This window comes from Kineococcus sp. R86509 (assembly GCF_042466365.1).
Taxonomy (GTDB): Bacteria; Actinomycetota; Actinomycetes; order Actinomycetales; family Kineococcaceae; genus Kineococcus.
The window spans coordinates 4,643,530-4,667,470 of the sequence record NZ_JAXHCE010000001.1; the positions used below are offsets into that span (position 1 = coordinate 4,643,530).

Annotated in this window: 29 protein-coding genes; 16 read left to right on the forward strand and 13 right to left on the reverse strand. The window is 72.6% G+C overall.

What is annotated here, in order from left to right; all coding sequences use genetic code 11:
- Positions 1-82 precede the first annotated feature (82 nt).
- The gene (locus SJY07_RS22640) at positions 83-517 is read left to right on the forward strand and encodes a regulatory protein RecX (protein ID WP_380162480.1); all 435 of its coding nucleotides are present in this window, start codon (positions 83-85) and stop codon (positions 515-517) included.
- A gap of 10 nt (positions 518-527) precedes the next feature.
- Positions 528-821, forward strand: coding sequence for a putative quinol monooxygenase (locus tag SJY07_RS22645; protein WP_380161630.1), 294 nt, complete (start codon positions 528-530; stop codon positions 819-821).
- A 64-nt stretch (positions 822-885) separates the two neighbouring features.
- On the opposite strand, the gene SJY07_RS22650 is transcribed toward SJY07_RS22645, so the two are convergent.
- From SJY07_RS22650 to SJY07_RS22665, 4 genes are read right to left on the reverse strand one after another with little or no spacing between them, the layout of a single operon-like run.
- Positions 886-1,776: an amino acid ABC transporter permease gene (locus SJY07_RS22650; RefSeq protein WP_380161631.1), complete on the reverse strand. Its 891-nt coding sequence runs from the start codon at positions 1,774-1,776 to the stop codon at positions 886-888.
- The gene (locus SJY07_RS22655; protein ID WP_380161632.1) at positions 1,773-2,423 is read right to left on the reverse strand and encodes an amino acid ABC transporter permease; all 651 of its coding nucleotides are present in this window, start codon (positions 2,421-2,423) and stop codon (positions 1,773-1,775) included. Before SJY07_RS22655 ends, SJY07_RS22650 begins: the two co-directional genes overlap by 4 nt.
- Before the next feature lie 28 nt (positions 2,424-2,451).
- Positions 2,452-3,357: a glutamate ABC transporter substrate-binding protein gene (locus SJY07_RS22660; RefSeq protein WP_380161633.1), complete on the reverse strand. Its 906-nt coding sequence runs from the start codon at positions 3,355-3,357 to the stop codon at positions 2,452-2,454.
- Between the two features lie 29 nt (positions 3,358-3,386).
- A complete protein-coding gene (locus SJY07_RS22665) occupies positions 3,387-4,172 on the reverse strand; it encodes an amino acid ABC transporter ATP-binding protein (protein ID WP_380161634.1) in 786 nt (261 codons plus the stop codon).
- A 130-nt stretch (positions 4,173-4,302) separates the two neighbouring features.
- Here SJY07_RS22665 and miaB point away from each other — a divergent pair, with 130 nt between their 5' ends.
- Positions 4,303-5,802, forward strand: a complete 1,500-nt coding sequence (gene miaB, locus SJY07_RS22670) for a tRNA (N6-isopentenyl adenosine(37)-C2)-methylthiotransferase MiaB (RefSeq protein ID WP_328291975.1) — start codon at positions 4,303-4,305, stop codon at positions 5,800-5,802.
- A gap of 1 nt (position 5,803) precedes the next feature.
- Here miaB and SJY07_RS22675 read toward each other — a convergent pair whose 3' ends face one another.
- Positions 5,804-5,944: a hypothetical protein gene (locus SJY07_RS22675; RefSeq protein ID WP_380161635.1), complete on the reverse strand. Its 141-nt coding sequence runs from the start codon at positions 5,942-5,944 to the stop codon at positions 5,804-5,806.
- Positions 5,941-6,270, reverse strand: a complete 330-nt coding sequence (locus tag SJY07_RS22680) for an antitoxin (protein WP_380161636.1) — start codon at positions 6,268-6,270, stop codon at positions 5,941-5,943. Before SJY07_RS22680 ends, SJY07_RS22675 begins: the two co-directional genes overlap by 4 nt.
- Positions 6,271-6,297: 27 nt before the next feature.
- Here SJY07_RS22680 and miaA point away from each other — a divergent pair, with 27 nt between their 5' ends.
- Together miaA and dapF are read left to right on the forward strand one after the other, a co-directional pair.
- Positions 6,298-7,239: a tRNA (adenosine(37)-N6)-dimethylallyltransferase MiaA gene (gene miaA, locus SJY07_RS22685; protein WP_380161637.1), complete on the forward strand. Its 942-nt coding sequence runs from the start codon at positions 6,298-6,300 to the stop codon at positions 7,237-7,239.
- On the forward strand, positions 7,236-8,159 hold the full coding sequence (gene dapF / locus SJY07_RS22690; protein WP_380161638.1) for a diaminopimelate epimerase: 924 nt from the start codon (positions 7,236-7,238) through the stop codon (positions 8,157-8,159). The genes miaA and dapF overlap by 4 nt, the downstream gene beginning before the upstream one ends.
- On the opposite strand, the gene SJY07_RS22695 is transcribed toward dapF, so the two are convergent.
- Positions 8,143-8,751 (reverse strand): class I SAM-dependent methyltransferase, encoded by a 609-nt coding sequence (locus SJY07_RS22695; protein ID WP_380161639.1) that lies wholly within the window; start codon positions 8,749-8,751, stop codon positions 8,143-8,145. The genes dapF and SJY07_RS22695 overlap by 17 nt on opposite strands.
- A gap of 102 nt (positions 8,752-8,853) precedes the next feature.
- Here SJY07_RS22695 and hflX point away from each other — a divergent pair, with 102 nt between their 5' ends.
- The 3 genes from hflX to SJY07_RS22710 all read left to right on the forward strand — a co-directional run bounded on the left by hflX (position 8,854) and on the right by SJY07_RS22710 (position 13,283).
- Entirely contained in the window at positions 8,854-10,407 is a 1,554-nt protein-coding gene (hflX, locus tag SJY07_RS22700; protein WP_380161640.1) for a GTPase HflX, read from the forward strand.
- A gap of 97 nt (positions 10,408-10,504) precedes the next feature.
- Positions 10,505-12,568, forward strand: a complete 2,064-nt coding sequence (locus tag SJY07_RS22705) for an ATP-dependent DNA helicase (protein ID WP_380161641.1) — start codon at positions 10,505-10,507, stop codon at positions 12,566-12,568.
- A gap of 31 nt (positions 12,569-12,599) precedes the next feature.
- On the forward strand, positions 12,600-13,283 hold the full coding sequence (locus tag SJY07_RS22710) for an aspartate/glutamate racemase family protein (protein ID WP_380161642.1): 684 nt from the start codon (positions 12,600-12,602) through the stop codon (positions 13,281-13,283).
- On the opposite strand, the gene lexA is transcribed toward SJY07_RS22710, so the two are convergent.
- The gene (gene lexA, locus SJY07_RS22715) at positions 13,258-13,989 is read right to left on the reverse strand and encodes a transcriptional repressor LexA (protein ID WP_380161643.1); all 732 of its coding nucleotides are present in this window, start codon (positions 13,987-13,989) and stop codon (positions 13,258-13,260) included. The two genes, SJY07_RS22710 and lexA, sit on opposite strands and share 26 nt — an antisense overlap.
- Before the next feature lie 187 nt (positions 13,990-14,176).
- Entirely contained in the window at positions 14,177-15,763 is a 1,587-nt protein-coding gene (locus tag SJY07_RS22720; RefSeq protein WP_380161644.1) for a methyl-accepting chemotaxis protein, read from the reverse strand.
- Positions 15,764-15,943: 180 nt separating this feature from the next.
- On the opposite strand from SJY07_RS22720, the gene SJY07_RS22725 reads away from it, so the two are divergent.
- From SJY07_RS22725 to SJY07_RS22740, 4 genes are all read left to right on the forward strand, one after another.
- Positions 15,944-16,213, forward strand: coding sequence for a DUF2277 domain-containing protein (locus SJY07_RS22725; RefSeq protein ID WP_380161645.1), 270 nt, complete (start codon positions 15,944-15,946; stop codon positions 16,211-16,213).
- Between the two features lie 179 nt (positions 16,214-16,392).
- On the forward strand, positions 16,393-16,824 hold the full coding sequence (locus tag SJY07_RS22730; protein WP_380161646.1) for a hypothetical protein: 432 nt from the start codon (positions 16,393-16,395) through the stop codon (positions 16,822-16,824).
- Positions 16,825-16,916: 92 nt separating this feature from the next.
- On the forward strand, positions 16,917-17,408 hold the full coding sequence (gene nrdR, locus SJY07_RS22735; RefSeq protein ID WP_328291962.1) for a transcriptional regulator NrdR: 492 nt from the start codon (positions 16,917-16,919) through the stop codon (positions 17,406-17,408).
- Between the two features lie 41 nt (positions 17,409-17,449).
- Positions 17,450-18,361 carry a proteasome assembly chaperone family protein gene (locus tag SJY07_RS22740; protein WP_380161647.1) on the forward strand — a complete coding sequence of 304 codons (912 nt, stop codon included), beginning with the start codon at positions 17,450-17,452 and terminating at the stop codon, positions 18,359-18,361.
- Here SJY07_RS22740 and SJY07_RS22745 read toward each other — a convergent pair.
- A complete protein-coding gene (locus tag SJY07_RS22745) occupies positions 18,358-18,813 on the reverse strand; it encodes a pilus assembly protein CpaE (RefSeq protein ID WP_380161648.1) in 456 nt (151 codons plus the stop codon). The genes SJY07_RS22740 and SJY07_RS22745 overlap by 4 nt on opposite strands.
- 111 nt (positions 18,814-18,924) lie before the next feature.
- Between SJY07_RS22745 and SJY07_RS22750 the strand changes: the two genes are divergently transcribed.
- Positions 18,925-19,260 (forward strand): TraR/DksA family transcriptional regulator, encoded by a 336-nt coding sequence (locus tag SJY07_RS22750; protein WP_380161649.1) that lies wholly within the window; start codon positions 18,925-18,927, stop codon positions 19,258-19,260.
- Positions 19,261-19,267: 7 nt separating this feature from the next.
- On the opposite strand, the gene SJY07_RS22755 is transcribed toward SJY07_RS22750, so the two are convergent.
- The gene (locus SJY07_RS22755) at positions 19,268-20,092 is read right to left on the reverse strand and encodes a transglutaminase family protein (protein WP_328291958.1); all 825 of its coding nucleotides are present in this window, start codon (positions 20,090-20,092) and stop codon (positions 19,268-19,270) included.
- Between the two features lie 27 nt (positions 20,093-20,119).
- Between SJY07_RS22755 and SJY07_RS22760 the strand changes: the two genes are divergently transcribed.
- The 3 genes from SJY07_RS22760 to SJY07_RS22770 all read left to right on the forward strand — a co-directional run bounded on the left by SJY07_RS22760 (position 20,120) and on the right by SJY07_RS22770 (position 22,644).
- Positions 20,120-20,794, forward strand: coding sequence for an NAD(P)H-binding protein (locus SJY07_RS22760; protein ID WP_380161650.1), 675 nt, complete (start codon positions 20,120-20,122; stop codon positions 20,792-20,794).
- Between the two features lie 114 nt (positions 20,795-20,908).
- Entirely contained in the window at positions 20,909-22,138 is a 1,230-nt protein-coding gene (gene serA / locus SJY07_RS22765; protein WP_328291956.1) for a phosphoglycerate dehydrogenase, read from the forward strand.
- Complete coding sequence (locus SJY07_RS22770; protein ID WP_380161651.1) at positions 22,138-22,644, forward strand: metallophosphoesterase family protein; 507 nt, start codon at positions 22,138-22,140, stop codon at positions 22,642-22,644. The genes serA and SJY07_RS22770 overlap by 1 nt, the downstream gene beginning before the upstream one ends.
- Here SJY07_RS22770 and SJY07_RS22775 read toward each other — a convergent pair.
- Positions 22,635-22,844, reverse strand: a complete 210-nt coding sequence (locus SJY07_RS22775; protein WP_380161652.1) for a hypothetical protein — start codon at positions 22,842-22,844, stop codon at positions 22,635-22,637. The two genes, SJY07_RS22770 and SJY07_RS22775, sit on opposite strands and share 10 nt — an antisense overlap.
- 40 nt (positions 22,845-22,884) lie before the next feature.
- Complete coding sequence (locus SJY07_RS22780; RefSeq protein WP_380161653.1) at positions 22,885-23,931, reverse strand: LLM class flavin-dependent oxidoreductase; 1,047 nt, start codon at positions 23,929-23,931, stop codon at positions 22,885-22,887.
- Between the last annotated feature and the right edge of the window lie 10 nt (positions 23,932-23,941).

Sequence of the window (23,941 nt, forward strand, 5' to 3'; positions counted from 1 at the left end):
CCGTCGGTCCCGAGAACAGGTCCCCCCCGGTCCGGACGAGAACCCGGACCGGGAGGCCGACCCGCACGAGGTCGCCCGCACCATCGCCCTGCAGCAACTGACGGGGGCACCGCGCAGCCGGGCCCAGCTCGCCGAGAAGCTCGCGGCGAAGGACGTTCCGGCCGAGGTCGCCGTCGAGGTGCTCGACCGCTTCGAGGAGGTCGGTCTCGTCGACGACAAGACCTTCGCCGAGGGCTGGGTGCACTCCCGCAGCAGTGGACGGGGCCGTCGCGCCCTGGCCCAGGAACTGCGGATGAAGGGCGTCGACGACGAGACCGCGGCCGAGGCCCTCGAGGTCGTGGACGACGCGTCGCAGATCGAGGCCGCGCAGGCTATGGTGCAGCGCAAGGTGGGTGCGATGCGCGGGTTGGAACGGGCGGTGCGGGAACGCCGTCTGTTCGCGATGCTGGCGCGGCGGGGTTTCCCCTCGGACGTCGTGGTACGGGTCGTGCGTGAGGAGATCCAGGGCGAGGCGTAACCTCCGGCGCGTGACCACCATCGCCATCCTGGAACTGACCATCAAGGCCGAGAACGTCGCCGACGCTCCCGCCATCCTCACCGAGACCCTCGAGGCCACCCGCGCCTTCGAGGGCAACCTCGGCTGCGAGGTCCTCATCGACAACGCCGACGAGACTCACGTCTCCATCGTCGAGCGCTGGGAGTCCGTCGAGAACGACAACGCCTACCGCGCGTTCCGGCAGACCCCCGAAGGCGCGTCACGGCTCGGGACGATCGTCGCGGACCGCAAGCTCACGCTCTACACCGTGCGCGACGACATCTGAGTGCACGAACGGCGAAGGCCCGTCCCCCCACCTGGGGACGGGCCTTCGCCGCCGTTGTGACTGATCAGCCGGGGACACCACCGCTGTTCTCGCCGGTCCGTACCACCGTGAGTGTCGTGGTCGCCCGCCGTCCGGTCGACATCCGCTGCTGGACCTTGCGCGCGAGCAGGTCCAGCAGGAGGTTCACGACGACGAACATCAGCCCGACGACGAAGTAGGTCTGGATCGAGTTGTCCAGGACCTGTCGCAGTCGTCCCGCGATCTCGCCGACGTCGCCCAGGGAGACGAGGACCACGCTGCCGAGGGCGGTGTCCTTGAGCACGACGATGAGCTGGCTGATCAGCGCCGGCAGCATGGCCCGGACGGCCTGCGGCAGCTGGATCTGCGTCATGACCTGGCCGCGGGTCAGGCCGATGGCCAGTCCCGCCTCCACCTGGCCCCGGGGGAGGGACTGGATCCCGGCCCGGACGATCTCGGAGATGATCACGCAGTTGTACAGCGTGAGCCCGACGACCAGGACCCAGAACGAGCCGGGGTGGGCGTTCAGGGTCCGCAGCAGGATGTCGACGTAGAGGATCGTCACCACGACGGGCAACCCGCGCAGCAGTTCGATCACGGCGATCAGCGGGATGCGGGGTCCCCGGGGCAGCAGCAACCGCAGCGCCCCGATCACGAGGCCCAGGACGACCGAGGCGACGACGGCCACGGCCGCGACCCGGAGGGTCACGCCCCAGGCGGGGAGCAGCAGTCGCCAGACCGGGGCGAAGTCCGTGTTCGTGGGGTCGACCAGCGGACCCCACTTCTCCGGGGTGAGCTGGCCCTGCTGCTGCATCCGGACCAGGACCAGCGCGATCGTCGCGAGCAGCAGGACCCCCGCCACGATGCTGCCGATCCGGGTCCGGCGGCGCGCGACCGGCCCGGGAGTGTCGAAGAGGACCGCGGTCGGGGCGCTCACCGGGCCACCGCCATGCGTCGCTCGGCGATCGCCAGCAGCAGCGCGGCGGCCAGGGTCAGGACGAGGTAGCCGATGGCCATCCCCGTGATGACGGGCAGCCGAGGCAGGCCCTGGGCGCTCGCGAGGCGGGCGTAGACGCTGAACAGGTCGCCGCCGACGCCCATCGCGCCGGCGACGGCGGAGTTCTTGATCATCGCGATGATGACGTTGCCGACCGGGGGGACCACCGCCCGCATCGCCTGCGGGAGGATGATCTGGGTCAGGCTCAGGCCGAACGGGAGCCCGATGGCCCGGGCTGCCTCGGCCTGCCCGGTCGGGACGGTGGAGATCCCCGACCGGACGGCCTCGCAGACGAACGACGCGGTGTAGACGATGAGACCGCACACCGCGAGCGTGTAGTTCGAGGCGTTGATGCCCAGCGCGGGGACACCGAACACGAAGAAGAACAGCACGATGACCAGCGGGGTGTTCCGCAGCAGCGTCACGTAGGTGGCGCCGACGCCGCGCAGGACGGGGACCGGGCTCACCCGGAACACGGCCAGCACGGTGCCCAGGACGAGGGCGCCGAGCGCGGCCCACGCGGCCAGGCCCAGGGACCTGAGGAACCCTGCGGCGTACAGATCGAGGTTGTCGATCACGGGGTCCACGGGGACCGCCCTCCGGGAGTGTCGAGGATCAGACGCAGGCGTCGGCGGTGGGCAGGGTCGGCACCTCGGTGCCCTCGTACTTCCCGGCCGTCGCGTTCCAGGCCTTCTCGTAGTCACCGGACTCGGACATCTCGCTCAGCGTCTCGTTGATGAACTCGCAGAACGCGGTGTCGCCCTTGGTGATGCCGATGCCGTAGGGCTCCTCGGTGAACTGCTCCCCGACGAGCTTGAACGCGTCGTCGGACTTGGCCACCAGGCCGGTGAGGATGACGTTGTCCGTCGTGACCGCCGCGACCTGGCCGTTCTTGAGCTGGTCGGCGCAGTCGCTGTAACCGGCGAACTCGACGAGCTGGCTCGGGTCGGCCAGGTACTGGCGGATGTTCTCGGCCGGCGTCGAACCGGTGACCGAGCAGATCTTCTGGTCGGGGTTGGCCTTGAGCGACTCCGGACCGGTGATGGTGGAGTTGTCCTTGGCCACCATGATCTGCTGGCCTGCGACGTAGTACGGCCCCGCGAAGGTGATGCGTTCCTTGCGCTTGTCGTTGATCGTGTAGGTCGCGACGACGAGGTCGACCTCGCCGTTGGCGATCAGGTCCTCGCGCTGGGCGCTGGGGGAGGGGACCCAGGTGATGGCGTCCGGCGCGACACCGAGCTTCGCGGCGATGTACTCGGCCACGTCGACGTCGAAACCCTCGGGGACGTTCTGCAGGTTGGCCTCACCGAAACCGGGCTGGTCGAACTTCGTCCCGATCTTGATCTTCTTCGCCTCGGAGATCGTGGCCATCGTGGTGCCGGCCTCGAAGCTGGCGCGGGCCTCGGCCGTGGGCTGGTCGGCGGCCCCCTCCTCGGAGAGTTCGCCTCCGCCTCCGCATGCGGTGAGCGCGAGCAGGGTGGTCGCCAGGCCGGCGAGGGCTGCGGTGCGGAAGTTCCTCATGGGTGTTGCCTCCTGGTGTGTGGTGCTCATCAGTGGGTGAGGATCTTCGAGAGGAAGTCCTGGGCGCGTTCGTGCTTCGGCGCGGTGAAGAAGGTCTCGGGATCGGTGTCCTCGAGGATCGCGCCGTCGGCCATGAACACGACGCGGTCCGCGGCCCGACGGGCGAAACCCATCTCGTGGGTGACGACGACCATGGTCATGCCGTCCTTGGCCAGACCGGTCATGACGTCGAGGACCTCGTTGATCATCTCGGGGTCGAGCGCCGAGGTGGGCTCGTCGAAGAGCATGACCTTGGGGTCCATGGCCAGGGCGCGGGCGATCGCCACGCGCTGCTGCTGGCCACCGGACAGCTGGGCCGGGTACTTCGGGCCCTGGCTGGCCAGGCCAACCCGCTCGAGGAGTTCGTCGGCGCGCTTGCCCGCCTCGGCGGCGGACTTCCCCCGCACCTTCACCGGACCGAGGGTCACGTTCTCCTTCACCGTCTTGTGGGCGAAGAGGTTGAAGGACTGGAAGACCATCCCGACGTCCGCGCGCAGCCGGGCGAGGTCCTTCCCCTCGGCCGGGATGTCCTTGCCGTCGATGGTGATGCGGCCGGAGTCGACGGTCTCGAGCCGGTTGATCGTGCGGCACAGCGTCGACTTGCCGGACCCGGAGGGTCCGATGACCACGACGACCTCGCCCTCGGCGACCGTCAGGTCGATGCTCTTCAGCACGTGCAGGGCGCCGAAGTGCTTCTGCACCCCCTCGAGGACGACGAGAGGGCGGCGTCCGGACGGGCGCGGTGACGGTTGAGGGGCCTGCACGTGGTCACTCATGCGGCTGGACCGTACAGGAGGCGCGCAGTCTGCCCACAGATCCCGCACCGCGGCGGCGACATCGTGATCCGAAAGTGACCCCGGTCGACGCGCCACGCGTCACCTGGACGGAGACCTAGACTGAGGCGTGATGAGCACGACGACGGAAACCCAGCCCAGCCCCGCCCGCACGTACCAGGTGCGCACGTTCGGCTGTCAGATGAACGTCCACGACTCGGAGCGGTTGTCGGGGCTGCTGGAGGACGCCGGCTACGTGCGCTTCGACGAGGCCGGCGCTGCGCCGGTCGAGCCCGACGTCGTCGTCTTCAACACCTGCGCGGTGCGTGAGAACGCGGACAACAAGCTCTACGGCAACCTCGGCCACCTCGCCCCGGTGAAGGAACGTCGCCCGGGGATGCAGATCGCGGTCGGCGGCTGCCTGGCGCAGAAGGACCGCGGCGAGATCGTCCGCAAGGCGCCCTGGGTCGACGTCGTCTTCGGCACCCACAACGTCGGCGCGCTGCCGGTGCTGCTGGAGCGGGCCCGGCACAACGCCGAGGCCCAGGTCGAGATCCTGGAGTCCCTCGACGTCTTCCCCTCCACGCTGCCCACCCGGCGCGAGTCGCCCTACGCGGCCTGGGTCAGCATCTCGGTGGGGTGCAACAACACCTGCACGTTCTGCATCGTCCCGGCTCTGCGCGGCAAGGAGAAGGACCGCCGCCCCGGCGACGTCCTCGCCGAGATCGAGGCCCTCGTGGGTGAGGGGGTCCTCGAGGTCACCCTGCTGGGTCAGAACGTGAACACCTACGGCGTCGAGTTCGGCGACAAGCTCGCCTTCGGCAAGCTGCTGCGGGCCACGGGCGGGATCGAGGGCCTGGAACGGGTTCGCTTCACCAGCCCGCACCCCTCGAGCTTCACCGACGACGTGATCGACGCGATGGCGGAGACGCCGAACGTCATGCCGAGCCTGCACATGCCGCTGCAGTCCGGTTCCGACCGCGTGCTCAAGGCGATGCGCCGCTCCTACCGCCAGTCCCGCTTCCTCGGGATCATCGACGGGGTCCGGGCCAAGATCCCCGACGCCGCGATCACCACCGACATCATCGTCGGGTTCCCGGGGGAGACGGAGGAGGACTTCGAGCAGACGCTGCACGTCGTCGAGCAGGCTCGCTTCTCCAGCGCCTTCACCTTCCAGTACTCGCCGCGACCGGGAACCCCGGCCGCGACGATGGGCGACCAGATCCCCAAGAAGGTCGTGCAGGAACGCTACGAACGCCTCACGGCCCTGCAGGACCGGATCACCTACGAGGACAACCAGGCCCAGGCGGGACGCACCCTCGAGGTCCTCGTCGCCGAGGGTGAGGGCCGCAAGGACGCTGCGACGCAACGGCTCTCGGGTCGCGCCCCGGACAACCGCCTCGTGCACTTCGCGCTGCCGGAGGGGACGCAGGCACCACGACCGGGCGACGTCGCGACGGTCACCGTCACGCGCGGTGCCCCGCACTACCTCGAGGCCGACGAGCTGCGTGGTTTCGCCGTCCGCCGCACCCGGGCGGGGGACGCGTGGGAGTCCCGCCAGGCCCGGCCGGAACCCGAGGAGACGGGTCCGCGGCCGGTCAGCCTGGGGCTTCCCAGCCTGCGGGTGCGCTGAGCTACTTCGCCGGCGGGGCCGAGGGTTCCGGTTCGGGCAGCGGCATCGGTGCCGGGTCCGGGATCGGTTCCCCCGGCGTGCCCGGCTGCGGGACCGGGCTCGGCGGGGTCGGCGTGGGCAGCGGCGGGGTGGGGATGGTCATCGCACGGGCCCGGTCATCGGGGTCCCGACCGAACTCGTCCCCCCGCTCATCGGGGTGCCGCCGTTGGGCAGCGACGACGGCGGCGCCTGGTCGGCGGCCCGGTCGACCCCCTTGCGCGCGAGGTCGCTGACCTTGCCGACCTTGTCGGCGTACTTGCCGTCGGTCCGGGCGTTCACGAACTCACCGGCCTTGCCGATGGCCCCCTCGGCCTTGCCCGAGTGCTCGGCCGCGAACCCGCCGGCCTTGTGGAGCGCCTGTTCGGCGACGTCCTTGGCCTGCTCGGTGGCCTCGGTGATCTTGCCCTTGAGGAAGTCCATGGTTCCCATCCACCCACCCTCTGACACCATGACCGCGTGGGCCAGTCGAACGTTCCCCTGATCGCGATCACCGGTCCCACCGCCTCGGGCAAGTCCGACGTCGGGGTCGCGCTGGCCCAGCTCCTCGAGAGCGGCGGGGAGGTCGTCAACGCCGACGCCATGCAGCTCTACCGCGGGATGGACATCGGTACCGCGAAGCTCACCGGGGCCGAGATGCAGGGTGTGCGCCACCACCTGCTCGACGTCCTCGACGTCACCCAGACCGCCGAGGTCGCGACGTACCAGGGGCAGGCGCGGGACACCTTCGCGCAGGTCCGCGACCGCGGTCACGTCCCCGTGCTCGTCGGCGGCTCCGGCCTCTACGTCCGGGCCGCCCTGGACGACCTGCGCTTCCCCGGCACCGACCCCGTCGTCCGTGCCCGCTGGGAGGCCGAGCTCGAGGCCCTCGGCCCGCACACCCTGCACGCCCGCCTCGCCGACCGCGATCCCGACGCCGCGGCGAAGATCCTGCCCGGCAACGGCCGACGGATCGTGCGGGCCCTGGAGGTCGGCGAGATCACCGGCCGGCCCTTCGCCGCGTCCCTGCCCGAGCAGACCTACCTCGAACCCGCCCTGCAGATCGGCCTCGCCGTCCCGCGGGAGCAGCTCGACGCCCGCATCGACGCCCGTGTCGAGCGGATGTGGGCCGCCGGACTCGTCGAGGAGGTCCGCGCGCTGGAGGGGCGGGGGTTGCGGGACGGGCTGACCGCCGGCCGGGCGCTGGGCTACGCGCAGGTCCTCGACGCCTTCGACGGGAAGACCACCGAGGACGAGGCCCGCGAGCTCACGGCACGACTCACCCGCCGCTTCGCCCGCAAGCAGGAGTCCTGGTTCCGTCGCGACCCCCGGGTGCACTGGCTGGAGGCCCCCGACGGGGCCGACCCGGTCGACCTCGCCCGCCGGGTGCTGCAGCTGCTCCCCGTAGCATCGCCCGCGTGAGCGAACCGCGAGAGGGACTGGCCTTCACCAAGGGCCACGGCACCGAGAACGACTTCGTCCTGGTCGCCGACCCCGACGGTTCGTGGGACCCGAGCCCCGCCCTCGTCGCCGCGATCTGCGACCGCCGCGCCGGGATCGGTGCCGACGGCCTGATCCGGGCCGTCCGCGACCCCTCCGGGGCGGCCGCGTGGTTCATGGACTACCGCAACAGCGACGGCTCGATCGCGGAGATGTGCGGCAACGGGATCCGCGTCTTCGCGGAGTTCCTGCTGCACAACGGTCTGCTGCCGGCCGACGCGGGCGACGGACGCTGGTTCGACGTCGCGACCCGGGCGGGGGTCAAGCGGCTGCGCCGTGAGCTCGACGGCCAGTGGACCGCCGACATGGGCGCCTGGAAGCTGACCGGCGGCGAACGGGCGCTGAACCGCGGTGCCGACGCCCTCGTCCACATCGCCGGCCTCGACGGGGTCGCCCGTCCCGCGCTCTCCGTGGACCTCGGCAACCCGCACACCGTCGTCGCGCTCGCCGAGCAGGACGAGCTCGCCGCCGCCGACCTCACCTCGGCCCCCGTGGTGGAGCCCGTCCCGGCGCAGGGCACCAACGTCGAACTCGTCGTCCCGCTCACCGCCTTCGACATCACCGGCGACGACGTGCCCGACATCGCCGAGATCACCATGCGCGTGCACGAACGCGGCTCGGGGGAGACCCGCTCCTGCGGCACGGGCGCCTGCGCGGCGGCGCTCGCCGTCCGGGCCTGGGCCGGCGAGGGCGCGCCCGCCGTGTGGCGCGTCGACGTCCCGGGCGGAACGCTCGTCGTCACCGTCGGCGCCGACTCCACCCTCACCGGCGGCACGGTCTGGCTGTCCGGACCGGCCGAGCTCGTGGCGACCGGCGTGCTCTCCCTCAGCCTGACGACCTGAGCGACAGGACGCGGAACCCCTTCGACGTCGTCGTGCGGGTCGTGCTCGTCCCGGGCAGCACCCCGGACCCCAGCCACGCGTGCAGCGAGTCCGAGCCGAGGTTCTTCTGCACCACCAGGTGCGCGACCCCACCGGGGGCCAGGCGCGGCAGCCAGCGCAGCAGCAGCTCGTGCAGCGCCTCCTTGCCGACGCGGATCGGCGGGTTCGACCAGATCTCGGTGAACCGCAGGTCCGGGTCGACGTCGTCGGGCAGGCTCGCCCGCACCGTCACCCCGAGGTGCGAGGCGTTCAGCCGCACCAGGTCCAGGGCCCGCTCGTTGACGTCCACGGCGTGCACCACCTGGTGGGGGCGCTGCAGGGCCAGCGACAGCGCGATCGGGCCCCACCCGCAGCCGAGGTCGAGGACGTCCCCGGGGGCGTCGTCGTCCTGGATCAGCGGCAGCAGGACGGACGTGCCCTGGTCGACGTGGTCCGCGCTGAACACCCCGCGCGCCGTGGTGACGCTCAGCTCGCGCCCGGCCAGCCACACGTCGAGCTCACGCCGTTCGTCGGCGGTCGCGGGCTGGGCGGAGAAGTAGTGCTCGGGGGACACGCCCGAGAGGGTACGGGTTGAAATAGCCTCGCCGCTCGCACCGTTGAGTGTCACGCTGGGTGTGCCACCCGACGTGGCGCACCGCAACGACCGAGGAGGTCCATGAACCACCGTCCCGCTTCCGCGACACCGGAGTCCGCGGAACCCGAAGACACCACCAGCGAACGCGACCGCGAGTTCGACCGGGCCATCGCCCGGATCCTGCGGGGACACGATGGCCCTGGCGGTGACAACGGGGACGCGCCGGCGGAGGAGACGGACGAGCACTCCAGCTTCGACGGCGAGCAGCTCGACCTCGCCGACCGCCGGGCCCTGCGCCGGGCCGCAGGTCTCTCCACCGAGCTCACCGACGTCACCGAGGTCGAGTACCGGCAGCTGCGACTGGAACGGGTCGTCCTCGCGGGCGTCTGGTCCAGCGCGGACTCCAACCGGGCCGAGGCCGAGGTCTCGCTGCAGGAGCTCTCCGCCCTCGCCGCCACCGCCGGGTCCGACGTCCTCGCGGGCGTCATGCAGCGCCGGGCCACCCCCGACGTCGCGACCTACCTCGGCTCCGGCAAGGCCGCGGCGCTCGCCGACCTCGTCGCCGCGGAGGGGGCCGACACCGTCATCTGCGACGGTGAGCTGTCCGCCTCGCAGCGTCGTGGTCTCGAGGACATCGTCAAGGTGAAGGTCGTCGACCGGACGGCCGTCATCCTCGACATCTTCGCCCAGCACGCCAAGAGCCGGGAGGGCAAGGCGCAGGTCGAGCTCGCCCAGCTCGAGTACCTGCTCCCGCGCCTGCGCGGTTGGGGTGAGTCGATGTCGCGCCAGGCCGGTGGTCGGGTCGCCGGTGGTGCGGGGATCGGTTCCCGTGGTCCCGGTGAGACGAAGATCGAGCTGGACCGTCGCCGCATCCGCAACCGGATGGCCAAGCTGCGCCGCGAGATCAAGGGCATGGGGACGGCGCGCGACGAGAAGCGCTCGCTGCGCCACGCTCGTGCGGTGCCGTCGGTGTCCATCGCCGGCTACACCAACGCGGGGAAGTCCTCGCTGCTGAACCGGCTCACCGGAGCGGGTGTCCTCGTCGAGAACGCCCTGTTCGCGACGCTGGACCCCACGGTCCGGCGGGCCCAGACGCCCGAGGGGCGGCCGTACACGCTGGCCGACACCGTCGGGTTCGTCCGTTCGCTGCCGCACCAGCTCGTCGAGGCCTTCCGCTCGACGCTGGAGGAGGTGGCGGAGTCCGACCTCGTACTGCACGTCGTCGACGGGTCGCACCCCGACCCGGAGGGCCAGCTCGCCGCCGTGCGCAGCGTCCTCGCGGACGTGGACGCGCGGGACGTCCCGGAGCTCGTCGCCATCAACAAGGCCGACGTGGCCGACCCCGAGGTCCTGCAGCGCCTGCTGCGCAAGGAGAAGAACTCCATCGCGGTCTCGGCGCGCACCGGGGAGGGGATCGAGGAGCTCCTCGCCCGCGTCTCCTCGATGCTGCCGGTGCCCGACGTGGAGATGGACGTGGTCGTGCCCTACGACCGCGGTGAGCTGGTCAACCGGGTCCACACCACCGGCCAGGTGCTCTCCGAGGAGCACACCGCCGAGGGGACCCGGATGCTGGCCCGAGTGCGGCCGCGACTCGCGGCCGAGCTCGAGCAGTACAAGCTGTCCCGCACCGCCTAGCCCGCGGTGCGACACCGCACCGTCCACAGCGCGTCGCCACCGCGACGCGCTGTGGACGGTGACCGTCAGCCGGTCCGGCTCGGGGGAGGATGGTCCCGTGAGCGCTTCGACCGACACCCCCGCCGAGACCAGCGCCGACGCCACCACCGAGGTCGAGGGTCCCGAAGCCGCCCACCTGCTCGACGTCGTCGTCGACGCCCTCGGCGGTCAGCGCCGCGAGGGGCAGGCGCGGATGGCCCAGGCCGTCACCGACGCGATCCGCACCCGTCGCCACCTGCTCGTCCAGGCCGGCACCGGTACCGGCAAGTCGATGGCCTACCTCGTGCCCGCCGTCGCGCACGCCGTGCACGCCGACCGCCGCGTGGTCATCACGACGGCCACGCTCGCCCTGCAGGCCCAGGTCGTGGAGCGCGACCTGCCGCGCCTGGCCGCGGCGATCGCCCCGCAGCTGCACCGCGAACCCACCTGGGAGCTCCTCAAGGGGCGGTCCAACTACCTCTGCCGCAACAAGATCGACGGCGGCTTCCCCACCGACGAGGGCGCGCTCTTCGACATCGCCGCGCCCACCACCGACTCCTCCGCCGGAGCTGACGGCCGGCTGGGCCGCGAGGTCGTCCGGTTGCGCGAGTGGGCGGAGACGACCACGAGCGGCGACCGCGACGAGCTCGACCCCGGGGTCAGCGACCGGGCCTGGAAGCAGGTCTCGGTCTCCGCCCGCGAGTGCCTGGGGTCCCAGCGCTGCCCGGTCGCGGCCGAGTGCTTCTCCGAACGGGTCCGGGCCCGCGCGCGCACCGTCGACGTCGTCGTCACCAACCACGCCATGACGGCCATCGACGCCCTCGAGAGCGGGGGCCAGCTGCTGCCCGAGCACGACGTCCTCGTCGTCGACGAGGCCCACGAGCTGGCCGACCGGGTGACGGCGGTCGCGACGGCGGAGCTGTCCGCCTCGGTGCTGCACGCGGCCTCGCGTCGGCTGCGCCGTTCCGCCGGGATCGTCTCGGAGCACCTCGACGACGCGGCGATCGCCCTCGAGGCCGCCCTGGAGGACGCGCCCCCCGGGCGTCTGGACCGCTGGCCGGACCAGCTCGCCGACGCCGTCGTCGCCGTCCGGGACGCGGCCCGGACCGCGCTGAGCGACCTCAAGGACGCCTCCGAGGGGCAGGGCAAGGAGGAGGACGCCGAGTCCCGCGGGGCGCGTCACCTGGCCCGGGCGGCGGTCCAGGACGTGTTCTCCGTCGCCGAGCGCCTCGCGGAGGACGTCGGCCGGGCCGCCCAGGACAGCTACGACGTCGCCTGGGTGACCGCGGGCTTCGGCCCGGCCTCCCGTGCGCCGTCCCTGCACATCGCGCCCCTGTCGGTGGCGGGTCTGCTGCGGGAGAAGCTGTTCGCCGAACGCACCGTCGTCGCGACCTCGGCGACACTCACCCTCGGCGGTTCCTTCGACCCCGTCGCGGGCGCCTTCGGCCTCAAGGGGGAGAAGGGCTCGAAGACGCCGTGGACGGGGGTCGACGTGGGCAGCCCCTTCGACTACCCGAAGCAGGGGATCCTCTACGTCGCCCGGCACCTGCCGCCGCCGGGTCGGGCGGGTTCCACCGACGCCGTCTACGACGAGCTCGCCGCACTGGTCGAGGCGGCCGGGGGACGGACCCTCGGGCTGTTCTCCAGTCGCAAGGGAGCCGAGGAGGCCGCCGAGGCGCTGCGCAAGCGGCTGGGGACCCCGATCCTCTGCCAGGGCGACGACCGGTTGCCCAAGCTCGTCCGGGACTTCACCGACGATCCCGCGACCTCGCTGTTCGGGACGATGTCGCTGTGGCAGGGCGTCGACGTGCCGGGACCCAGCTGTTCCCTCGTCGTCATCGACCGCATCCCCTTCCCCCGACCCGACGACCCGCTGATGTCGGCCCGCGCGCGGGCCGTCGACGCGGCCGGCGGCAACGGGTTCGTGTCCGTCTCGGCGGCCCACGCCGCGGTGCGCCTGGCCCAGGGGGCGGGGCGGTTGATCCGGGCCACCGGTGACCGCGGTGTCGTCGCGGTGCTCGACTCGCGGCTCGCGACGGCCCGCTACGGCGGGTTCCTGCGCGACAGCCTGCCCGACTTCTGGTCCACCACCTCGACCCCGACCGTGCTGGAGGCGTTGCGGCGTCTGGGTAGCGGTGGCTGACGCCGTGCGTCCGGGGTGGCATGCTCGTGAGGTGGCCACCGTCGGCTTCCTGCACACCGCGCACGCCCACGTGCGCGCCTTCCGCGATCTCCTGAACGAGCGGGACGACACCGTCGCCGACCGCCACCTCGTCGACACGGGCCTGCTCACCACGGCGCGGGACCACGGGATCGACAGCGTCCGTCCGGCGCTGGCGGACCGGTTGCGCCGGCTGGTGGGGGAGGGCGCGGACGTCGTCGTGTGCACCTGCTCGACCGTCGGCCCCACGGCCAAGTCCGTCGGTGCCGAGATGGGTCTGCGCGTCGTCCGGGTCGACCGCCCGATGGCCGAGGCCGCCGTCCTGGCCGGGCGGCGGATCGCCGTCGTGAGCTCGCTGGACGAGGCCGCGGCGACCGTGCTGCCGCTGCTGCGCGAGTGCGCGGAGACCACCGGTCGGGCCGTGCAGCTGATCGAGGTCCGCTGCCCGGACACCTGGTCGTCCTTCGAGTCCGGTGACGTCCTGACCTACACGACCGGGGTCGCGGAGGCCGTCCGGACCCAGGTGCGGGCGCTCGACCCGCCCGTGGACGTCGTCGTCCTGGCTCAGGCGAGCATGGTCGACGCGGCGCCGTTGCTGCGCGACCTGCACGTGCCGGTCCTCACCTCGCCCCGGTTGGCGATCGAGGCGGCCGTCGAACTGGTGACCTCGCTCAGAGGCTTCGCAGCACGGCCGTGACCTTGCCGAGGATCGTCGCCTCGTCGCCGTCGATCGGGGCGAAGAGGGGGTTGCGGGGCATCAGCTGGACGTGACCGTCCTTGCGCTGCAGCACCTTCACCGTCGCCTCGCCGTCGATCATGGCGGCCACGACGTCGCCGTTCTCGGCCGTCGGCTGCTGGCGCACGACCACCCAGTCGCCGTCGCAGATGGCGGCGTCGATCATCGACTCCCCGACGACCCTGAGCATGAAGTGCTCGCCGGCGCCGACGAGCTGCGCGGGGAGCGCGAAGACGTCCTCGACCAGCTCCTCGGCGAGGATCGGGCCACCGGCGGCGATCCGGCCGACGACCGGGACGTAGCGCGGACGCGGGCGGCCGTCGGCCGCGGTGGCCTCGAACCCGTCGATGGTGCCGCGGGCCGACGCCGGCGAGACGACCTCGAGCGTCCGCGGACGGCGCGGGTCCTTGCGCAGGTAGCCCAGCTTCTCGAGGGTCTTCACCTGGTGCGCAACGCTGCTGGGGCTGGTGAGGCCGACGGCCTGGCCGATCTCGCGCATGCTCGGCGGGTAACCCCGCTGCTCGACGCACTCCTGGATGGCGGCGAGCACCCGACGCTGGCGGTGGGTGAGTCCGTCGCGGCCGTAGGGACCGTCGGGGAAGTGGTGGACCGAGGCCATCGGCGCCACCTGTCCGGTGTCGCCGGATCCGTCCAGCACGTCGGCCACGTCACTCTCCCTGTCGTTCCGCGTGAGTCGTACGACCGGGCCCCGTCCTGGGGTCCGATCCACGTCACGGTAGTCATCCGGGGGGCGAGGATCAAACACGTGTTCGAACCGGCGTGTCGGGGCACCACCGGACGACGCCGCCCCGCGGGGTGCGGGACGGCGCCGGTGGGTCCGGAGGCGGGGCGGATCAGGCGAGGGTGAAGTGGCTGACGAGCTCGCTGAGTTCGTTGGCGGTGCGGGAGACCTCGCCGGCGGTGGTGGCCGTGTGAGTCGCCCCCGCCGTGGTCTGGTCCGCCGCGGCGGCGATGCCGGAGATGTTCAGCGCGATCTCCTGACTCCCCGAGGACACCTCGGTGACGTTGCGCACCATCTCCGACGTCGTCGCGGACTGCTCCTCCACCGCCGCGGCGATGGTGGCCTGCAGGCCGTCGATGCGGGCGATGACCTCACTGATGCCGCTGATGGCGAACGCGGCCTCGGTCGCGTCAGCCTGGGTGGCCGCCACCCGGGTGGTGATGGACTCGGTGGCCCGGGCGGTCTGCTGGGCCAGTTCCTTCACCTCTCCGGCGACGACGGCGAAGCCCTTGCCCATCTCCCCCGCGCGGGCGGCTTCGATGGTGGCGTTGAGGGCGAGGAGGTTGGTCTGCTCGGCGATGGAGGTGATGAGTTTGACGACGTCGCCGATCTCGCGGGAGGAGGCGGAGAGGCGGTCCAGGATCTCCGAGGCCTGCGACGCGCTGGAGACGGCGTCGGCGGAGACCGAGGAGGCCTCGGCGGTGGAGGTGGCGATCTCGCGGATCGCGGCGGTCATCTCCTCCCCGGCCGCGGCGACGGTGCCGATGTTGGCGGAGATCTCCTCGGTGGCGGCGGAGACGACCTGGGTCTGGGTGGCGGATTCCTCGGCGCCGGAGGAGAGCTGGGTGGCGACGGTGGTGAGTTCCTCGGAGGAGCCGGCGAGGGTGGCGGCGGAGTCGGAGATGCGGCGCATGGTGGTGTTGAGGCGGTCCATGGTCACGTCGAGGGCGGCACCGACGCGGCCGACCTCGTCGGTGGTGGTGGAGCCGACGCGCTGGTCGAGGCGGCCGTCGGCGAGGCCCTGGACGACGGTGAGGGTGCGAGCCAGGGGGCGGGCGATGGAGCGGGAGATGACGACGGCGACGACGGCGGCGATCGCGAGGGCGACCGCGCCGATGACCAGCAGCATCACGACGGCGGCGTGGTAGTCGGCGGAGCCGGCGGTGGCCATGGCGGCCGCGGCGTCCTTCTCGTGCTTGGCCGCGGTGGCCAGCAGCGGCAGCAGCTGGTCGGTGACGGGGGTCGTCGTGGTGCTGCGCCGGGCGACGAAGCCGGCACGGTCGTTGTTGCGGACCAGGGTCACGAGCTCGACCCGCGCCGCGCGGTACTGCTTGACGAGGTCTTCGATCCGGGCCCGGTCCGCGGCCGGGGTGGCCGGGCTGGAGGCCTGGTAGGCGCTCCACGCCTGGTCGTAGGCCGTGTCGTCCTCGCCCATCTTGGTCAGCGACGCCTCGGTGGCCTTCGGGTCGTCGTTGATCGCGGCGTTGACGATGTCCATCCGCAGGGTGAGGAAGGAGGTGCGGACCTCGCCCAGCGTCTGCACCGAGGCCACGCCGCTGGAGGAGACGGTGTCCAGGTTGGCCTGCGAGGAGCCGAGGCGGTTGAGGCCGACGGCGACGACGACGGCCAGCAGGAGGCAGACGACGCCGAAGCCGGCGAAGAGCTTGGGGGCGACGTTCAGATCGCGCAGTGCCTTCATGGCTGGGCCTTCCAGAGGGTTCTCGCGCGGCGCGGGGTGGGGAACGTGCCGAGGGCGCAGGGCGGAGCAGGCGGGTGAGGTCGTCGTGTCCATCGGCGGCACGGCCGGGGTCCTGAGGTGCGCCGGGAGGAGGCTGGGAGTCCGTTGTGCGTCGTGGTCCCGGTGCCTAGCGTGGTGCGCATGTGTCGCAACATCCGTCAGCTGCACAACTTCGAGCCGCCCGCCACGGCGGAGGAGGTCCAGGCCGCGGCGCTGCAGTACGTGCGCAAGGTGGCCGGGTCGACCCGGCCGTCGGTGCGCAACCAGGAGGCGTTCGACCGGGCGGTGACCGCGGTCGCGCACGCGACGCAGCACCTGCTCGAGGACCTGGTGACGACGGCGCCGCCCAGGGACCGGGAGGTCGAGGCCGCCCGGGCGAAGGAACGCAGCGCACGGCGCTTCGCGTCCTGACCCTCGGCCCCCGGAGCGTTCGCGCAGGTCAGCGCACGTGTCGGAGGCCGGTGGCAGCGTCTGTCGACGTCACCCCCGGGAACGCGGGGGTTGCGCGCCCCCGTTCGAACGGTGGTAGAACAGACGCGCACGGTCGAACACCCGTTCGACGGTGCGCCACTCGTTGGAGGTCTCTGCTCGTGAGCGCCACCGCCCTCGCCCTGCCCGTCGTCGCACGCCCGCTCCGCCCTGCCCGCCGCAGCATCGCCGTCGTCCGTCCGCGCTGCGCCACCGCCCGGCCCGTCGCCCCGCCGCGGCGCCCCGCCCGCACGCTGCGCCTGACCCGACGGGGCCGTCTCGTGGTGACCTGCACAGCCGCCACGCTGCTCACCGGTGCCGTCGTCGCCGTGACGGGTGCGCTCTCCAGCGCCTCGGCCGGGGTGGAGCGCACCTCCGCACCCCCGGCCGCGGTCCTGACGGTCCTCCCCGGCCAGACCCTGTCGCAGATCGCCGGTCAGTGGTCCCCGGGTGCGGACTGGCGCGAGGTGGCCGGTGAGATCGTCCAGCTCAACGCCCTCCCGTCCATGACCCTGCAGACCGGACAACAGCTGACGATGCCCGAACAGGGCTGATCGTGGTGCGCCCGGTTGCTCCGTGCGTCGGTCACGACGTACGGTCGATCCTGGACCAGAGCTGTCGTCCGGTCTCGGGGGAGGAAGTCGGGGTGCACTGCCCGTTCTGTCGGCACGAGGACTCTCGTGTCGTCGATTCCCGCACGACCGACGACGGCAGCTCGATCCGTCGTCGGCGGCAGTGTCCGAACTGCTCGAAGCGCTTCTCCACGGTCGAGACGGCGAGCCTCGCGGTCATCAAGCGTTCCGGTGCGCCGGAGCCGTTCAGCCGTGCCAAGATCGCCAGCGGAGTGCGCAAGGCCTGCCAGGGTCGGCCGGTGAGCGAGGACGACATCGCGTTGCTCGCCCACCGCGTCGAGGAAGCCGTCCGCGCCCAGGGTGCCGCCGAGATCGACGCCCACCAGGTGGGCCTCGCGACGTTGCCCTTCCTGCAGGAGCTCGACGAGGTCGCCTACCTGCGGTTCGCGTCCGTCTACCAGGCCTTCGACTCCCTCTCCGACTTCGAGTCGGCGATCGACCGGCTGCGGGCCCAGCGCGCCGCGTCGCCGCTGCCCCCCGTCGAGACGGTGCCCGCCCGCGGCTGACCCGTGTCGAGTCCCACGTCGAGGACGGGGATGATGGGGGGATGCTCGATCCCGGTTCCCTGTACAGCTACGAGGGCGAACGCCCCGCCCTGGTGGAACCTCCGCTCGTCGTGGCGTTGAACGGATTCATCGACGCGGGCAACGCGGTCCGCCTGAGCGTCGAGCACCTCCTGGCGACCTGTCGCCACGAGCTCGTGGCCACCTTCGACGTCGACCAGCTCCACGACTACCGCGCCCGGCGACCCACCATGACCTTCGGCGGCCAGAACTGGCTCGACTACGAGCCGCCCCGCCTGCAGGTCCACCGGGTCCACGACGAGGAGGGTTCCTCGCTGCTGCTGCTGAGCGGCCCCGAGCCCGACGTGCAGTGGGAACGGTTCACCACCGCCGTCTGGCAGCTCGCGGACGAGCTGGGGGTCGGACTGACGATCGTGCTGTCGGCGGCGCCCACGGCCGTGCCGCACACCCGTCCCGCCGGGGTGACGGCCAGCGCCAGTCGGCCCGAACTGCTCGACGGCTTCCGCACCTGGGACGTCGAGGCCCAGGTCCCCGGTCACGCCTCGGCGCTGCTGCACCTGCGGGGTTCCCAGCACGGGCGTGACGTGCTCTCCGTGCTGGCCCACGTGCCGCACTACCTCGCGGGCAACGACTACCCCGACGCCGCCGCGGTGCTGGTCCGGACGCTGTCCGGGGCGACGGGGGTCGCCGCCTCCGTGGAGTCCCTGCTCGAGGCCGCCTCGCAGACGCGGGTCGAGGTCGACCGCCAGGTCGCCGAGTCCGCCGACGCCGCGTCCGTCGTGCAGGCGCTGGAGCAGCAGTACGACACCTCCGGCGACGAGGGCCGCGGCACGGGAGCGGCGAGCGCCTTCCTGCCCACCGCGGACGAACTCGGTGAGGAGTTCGAGCGGTTCCTCGCCGGCCGCGAGGACGACCCCGGCGAGGACCCGGTCTAGGCGGTGGTGGCGGCGTCGGAGGTCCCGGCGCTGCCGCCGCCGGTGCCCGAGACGTGGTGCAGCAGAGCGCGTCCGTAGGCCTCGGCGGCGTCCTCGGCCTCGAAGGCGTCGGCGCCCCGTTCGTCCAGCAGCAGCACCCGGTGGACGATCGTGTCGCCGACGTCGCGGCGTTCGAGGCGGGTGAAGCGCTCGCCCAGGAGCTCCCGGAGCTGGTGCTCGGCGGGCAGCCAGCACGCCTCGGGCTGGTCCACGGAGTCCAGCGCCCACTCGGTGGTTCCGTTGAACCCGATGATCTTGCCCGACGGGTGGTCGTGGACCTCGATCGTCATGTCGCTGAGGGTGAAGACGTCGGAGTCCATGTCGCGGTGGGGGATGACGAAGCGGTCGCCGGAGGCGGGGTGCCACTGCAGGCCGGCGCTGCGCAGTTGCAGGGCCAGGTCGACGGAGATCATCCGCTCAGCATGGACCCGGCCCCGCGGTTCGTCACCTCGTGCTGCGCCAGGGGCCCGCACGGGGTATCAACGGACGTCACGAACACGCAGTCGACGCTTGGGAGCACCACCATGGACACCGACACCGCCCGCGAACGCCTCCTGGGCCTGCAGCGCGACCTGCAGTCGACCATCGACGACCTCACGGCCCGGTTGGAGTCCGGCAGCACCCCCGACGCCGCCGAGGGCGGCCAGGACACGGGTGACCTCGGGGCGCACGAGCAGCAGGCCGCCGAGAACGAGGGCCTCCTCGACGGTGCCCGTCGGCGCCTCGACAGCGTCGAGGACGCCCTGAAGCGGCTGGACGCCGGCACCTACGGGATCTCGATCGTCTCGGGGGAACCCATCCCCGAGGAGCGGCTCGAGGTCTACCCCGACGCCGCCACCCTGGTGACCGAGAAGCTCTGAGCCCCGCTCAGCGCAGCACGACCGGGTGCGCGTGGTCGTCGAGGGGCAGGTCACCCTCGACGACCGCGACCACCGAGAGCTCCTGCAGGTCGACCTGACCGGCCGTGGTGAGGAACGCCGTGTCCGCCGCGTCGCGGCCGGAGGCGATCCGCAGCAACGACTCCCGCGGCGCCAGCCGGGTCGCGTCGACGACCTGCCACCGCCCGTCCGGAGCGGCCTCCACGACGGCGTGGAAGTCCATCGGTGACAACCCCGGCGCGTAGACCGAGCACAGCCGGGCCGGGACGTCGAGGGCGCGCAGCACCGCCACGACGAGGTGGGTGAAGTCGCGGCACACCCCCTGACGGGCGAGGAGGGTCTCCAGGGCCCCGTCGGTGGGCAGGCTGGAGCCGCTGACGTAGGCGAGGTGGTCGAACACCCAGCGCGCGACCAGGTCCGGCAGCAGTTCCCGGCGGGGGCCGGCGTCGAGGCGGCCGAACTCCGCGGCCGCGAACGTGATCAGCCGGTCCGAGGGGCAGTAGCGGCTGGGCCGGGTGAACTCCCACCGTTCCAGGGCACCGAGGGTGGCGTCGGGACCCGTCGAGGTGCGGGCCTGGGCTGCGTACTCCAGCGTGCTCGCCCCGGCGGGGACGGTGAACTCGTGCAGGCGGGTGCCGTCGCCCGAGCGGAGTTCACGGACCTCCACCGGGCCGTCGGGACCGGTCACGGTGAGGGTCTCGGAGAGCAGGTCCACCCCGTGGCGGTCGGCGAGCGCGACGAGGGTGGAGGCCGCGGTGGGGGCATCGGCCCGCAGGCGCAGGTGGGCGCGGACGGAGGTGGTGGGGGAAGGCACCGGAGGATTCTGGCCTACGGTCTGGGCATGCGCATCGTCATCGCCGGAGGTCACGGACAGATCGCCCTGCTGCTCGCCCGGTCGGCCGTGTCCCGCGGTGACGAGGTGGTCGGCCTGGTCCGCAACCCCGACCACGTGCGCGACCTCGAGGCCCTCGGCGAGCAGGCCCTGGTCCGCGACCTGGAGACCCTCGACGCCGCCACGCTCGCGGGCGACCTCGCCGGTGCCGACGCAGTGGTCTTCCTCGCCGGAGCCGGTCCGGACAGCGGCGCGTCGCGCAAGGACACCGTCGACCGCGGGGCGGCGGTCCTGCTGGCCGACGCCGCCGAGCGCGCCGCGGTGCCGGCCTACCTGCTGGTCTCCTCGATGGGCGTGGAGCAGGTGCGTGACGGCGCCACCCCCGACGGGGTCGGGGAGGTGTTCCTCGCCTACCTCCGCGCCAAACTGGCGGCTGAGGAGGACCTGCTGCAGCGCAGCGGGTTGCGGGTGGGTGTGCTGCGTCCGGGGGCGCTCAGCGACGACGTCGCGACGGGTCGGGTGCAGCTCGCCCCGTCGGTGGCGCGCGGTGCGGTCCCCCGGGCCGACGTCGCCGCCGTCTGCCTGGCCCTGCTCGACCGCCTCGTCGACGGGGACGGGCCGACGCGGGTGCTCGAGCTGGTCGGGGGCGACGCCCCCGTGGCCGACGCCGTCGCGGCGGTCTGAGTTCGCGGGCGCTCACGGGCGCTCACGGGCGCTCACGGGCGCACGGTGTTCGGCCCGCGGGTGCGGGTGCGGGAGACTGGCCCCCCACGCACCCGCTCGCAGTTGGAGGAACCCGTGTCCGCCCCCGACCTCGCACCCGTCCGTCGCGGACGTGCGCTGCTGCTGGAGAACATCCACGCCGACGCCCGGACGCTGCTGTCCGAGGCCGGTTGGGAGGTCGAGACCACGTCCGGTGCCCTCGACGAGGCCGAGCTGGCCCGCCGCGTCGAGGGGGTCTCGCTGCTGGGGATCCGCTCCCAGACGCAGGTGACCGCGAAGGTCCTGGAGGCGGCCACCGACCTGCGCACCGTCGGCGCCTTCTGCATCGGCACCAACCAGATCGACCTCTTCGCCGCTGCCGCGAACGGCATCGCCGTGTTCAACGCGCCCTACAGCAACACCCGCAGCGTCGTGGAGCTCGCGCTCGCCGAGATCATCGCCCTCACCCGCCGCCTCACGGTCAAGGACCGGGCGATGCACGACGGCGTGTGGGACAAGTCGGCCGCGGGTTCGCACGAGGTCCGCGGCCGTCGCCTCGGCATCGTCGGCTACGGCAACATCGGCTCCCAGCTCTCCGTGGTGGCCGAGGCGCTGGGCATGAGCGTCTTCTTCTACGACACCACCGACAAGCTCGCCCTGGGCAACGCGCGACGCTGCGGGAGCCTGCACGAACTCCTCGAGATCGCCGACGTCGTCAGCCTGCACGTCGACGGCCGCCGGTCCAACACCGGGTTCTTCGGTGAGGCGGAGTTCTCCCGGATGCGTCCCGGTTCGATCTTCCTCAACCTCTCGCGCGGGTTCGTCGTCGACGACGAGGCGCTCGCGCGGCACGTCCGGTCCGGCCACGTCGCCGGGGCGGCCCTCGACGTCTTCCCCACCGAGCCCAAGGGCAGCGGCCAGTCGTTCGACTCCGTCCTGCGCGGGCTGCCCAACGTCATCCTGACCCCGCACGTGGCGGGGTCCACGGAGGAGGCGCAGGAGGACATCGGGCGGTTCGTCGCGGCCAAGATGCGCGACTACGCCCTGCACGGCACGACGGCGCTGTCGGTGAACCTGCCGACGCTGGACACCGAGACGGCCCCCGAGACGGTGCGCCTGGCCCACCTGCACCGCAACGTCCCGGGCGTGCTCGCGGCCATCAACAAGGTCCTCGCCGACGCCGGGGTCAACATCGAGGGTCAGCAGCTCGCGACCCGCGGCGACCTCGGCTACGTCGTCACCGACATCGCCGCGCACGCCTCCGAGGAGGTCGGTCGCCGGTTGCGCGAGCTGCCCGAGACCGTCCGGGTGCGCCAGCTCGGCTGATGGCCACCCGGATCGTCGTCGTCTCCGACACCCACCTGCTGGCGCGGGCGAAGGACCTGCCCGCGCCGGTGTGGGCCGCGGTGGAGTCCGCCGACCTCGTCGTGCACGCGGGGGACTGGTGCGACGAGGCCACGGTGCTGGCCCTGCGCGCCCGCTCCGCCGCCCTCGTGGGCGTGGCCGGCAACAACGACGGCGCGGACGTGCGCGCCCACCTGGACGAGTTCGCCGCCTTCGAGGTCGACGGGGTCCGGTTCGGGGTCGTGCACGAGACGGGCGCGAAGGAGGGCCGGGAACGTCGCTGCGACGCCCGCCACGGCGGCTCGCTGGACGTGCTGATCTTCGGCCACAGCCACGTCCCGTGGGACTCCACGACCCCCGCGGGGACCCGGATGCTGAACCCCGGCTCACCCACCGACCGACGGCGGATGCCCACCGGCACCTGGCTGGAGCTCACCGTCGAGCACGGCGGGCTCCGCGACCTCGTGCTCCGCGAGGTTCAGAGGTAGATGTCGAGCCGGCCCGCCGGGTGCAGGTCGTCGGAGGGGCCGAGGTCGATCTCGTCCTCGGTGGCGGTCAGGCGACGCACGACCATCGCGGGACGCCCGCGGCGCTGGTCACGCTCGCCGGCGGCAGAGGTCGCGGTGGGTTCGGGGGTGGCCGTGGTGATGGCCAGCGCCGAGCCCCAGGTGCTCGTGAGGCTGATCATGTCCTCTCCGTCGGCCGTGACGCTGCGTGCTTGAGCTGCGTCAGACGGGTTCACCCGTTCGGCTCACGTCCTCACCGGACTGCGTGACGCGCGACCACTCCTGGGCCAGCAGCTCGTAGGAGAGCACCCGTTCGGCCGGGTCGTGCACCTGCGTCACGACCATCAGCTCGTCCGCCCCGCTGCGGTCCACGACGTCCAGCAACCGGGGGACGACCTCCTCCGGCGTGCCCGCCACCAGCTTCGACCCCAGCCGCCCCGCCATGTTGCGCTCCGCGAGGGTCCAGCGGTGCGCCGCCGCCTCCTCCGGGCTCGGCAACGGCCCCGGCATCCCCAGGCGCAGCCGGGTCGTCGCCAGGGTCGTCGCCGCCGCCAGCGCCTGCGCGCGCTCGCTCGTCTCCGCGACCAGCACCGCGAGGGTCAGCACCGCGTGCGGACGCGGCCAGTACCGCGAGGGGACGAAGTCCTCCCGGTAGGAGCGCAGCACCTCGACGGGGGAGACCGAGCCGAAGTGCCCGGCGTAGGCGTAGCCCGTGCCCGACCGGGCCGCGACCGCCGACCCGTGCTCGCTGGAACCCAGCAACCACACCGGCGGCAGCGGCACGTCGTCCGGCTGCGCCCGGATCCCGGCGAAGGGGTGACCCGCGGGGAAGCCGTCGACGTAGCCGTGCAGCTCGGCCAGCTGCTCCTCGAAGTCGTCCAGGGCCAGCGCCTGACGTGAACGCTGCAGGGCCAGCGCCGTGCGCGGGTCCGTCCCCACCGCCCGGCCGAGGCCGAGGTCGATGCGCCCCGGGTGCAGACCCTCCAGCGACCGGAAGGACTCCGCCACGGCCAGCGGGGAGTGGTTGGGCAACATGATCCCGCCCGCGCCCACCCGCAGAGTGCTCGTCGCGGCCGCGATCGCGCCGATGAGCACCACCGGGTCCGCGCTGCCGACGGCGCTCAGGTTGTGGTGCTCGGAGACCCAGTGGCGGACGTAGCCCGCCGTCTCGGCCGCCCGCGCCAGGTCCACGCTGCGGCGCAACGCCAGCGAGGCCGGCGTGCCCGAGGAGACGGGGGAGAGGTCGAGGACGGACAGCGCAACGCTCACCCTCACCGGA

Coding starts and splice junctions, on each gene's coding strand:
- SJY07_RS22675 (WP_380161635.1), bottom strand. CDS start 5,944: ATGACCATCCCCACCCCGCCGCTGCCCACGCCGACCCCGCCGAGCCCG.
- SJY07_RS22660 (WP_380161633.1), bottom strand. CDS start 3,357: ATGAGGAACTTCCGCACCGCAGCCCTCGCCGGCCTGGCGACCACCCTG.
- SJY07_RS22760 (WP_380161650.1), top strand. CDS start 20,120: ATGCGCATCGTCATCGCCGGAGGTCACGGACAGATCGCCCTGCTGCTC.
- SJY07_RS22745 (WP_380161648.1), bottom strand. CDS start 18,813: ATGATCTCCGTCGACCTGGCCCTGCAACTGCGCAGCGCCGGCCTGCAG.
- SJY07_RS22750 (WP_380161649.1), top strand. CDS start 18,925: ATGGACACCGACACCGCCCGCGAACGCCTCCTGGGCCTGCAGCGCGAC.
- miaB (WP_328291975.1), top strand. CDS start 4,303: ATGAGCACGACGACGGAAACCCAGCCCAGCCCCGCCCGCACGTACCAG.
- SJY07_RS22770 (WP_380161651.1), top strand. CDS start 22,138: ATGGCCACCCGGATCGTCGTCGTCTCCGACACCCACCTGCTGGCGCGG.
- SJY07_RS22775 (WP_380161652.1), bottom strand. CDS start 22,844: ATGATCAGCCTCACGAGCACCTGGGGCTCGGCGCTGGCCATCACCACG.
- SJY07_RS22720 (WP_380161644.1), bottom strand. CDS start 15,763: ATGAAGGCACTGCGCGATCTGAACGTCGCCCCCAAGCTCTTCGCCGGC.
- SJY07_RS22725 (WP_380161645.1), top strand. CDS start 15,944: ATGTGTCGCAACATCCGTCAGCTGCACAACTTCGAGCCGCCCGCCACG.
- SJY07_RS22665 (WP_380161634.1), bottom strand. CDS start 4,172: ATGAGTGACCACGTGCAGGCCCCTCAACCGTCACCGCGCCCGTCCGGA.
- hflX (WP_380161640.1), top strand. CDS start 8,854: ATGAACCACCGTCCCGCTTCCGCGACACCGGAGTCCGCGGAACCCGAA.
- SJY07_RS22740 (WP_380161647.1), top strand. CDS start 17,450: ATGCTCGATCCCGGTTCCCTGTACAGCTACGAGGGCGAACGCCCCGCC.
- SJY07_RS22680 (WP_380161636.1), bottom strand. CDS start 6,270: ATGGGAACCATGGACTTCCTCAAGGGCAAGATCACCGAGGCCACCGAG.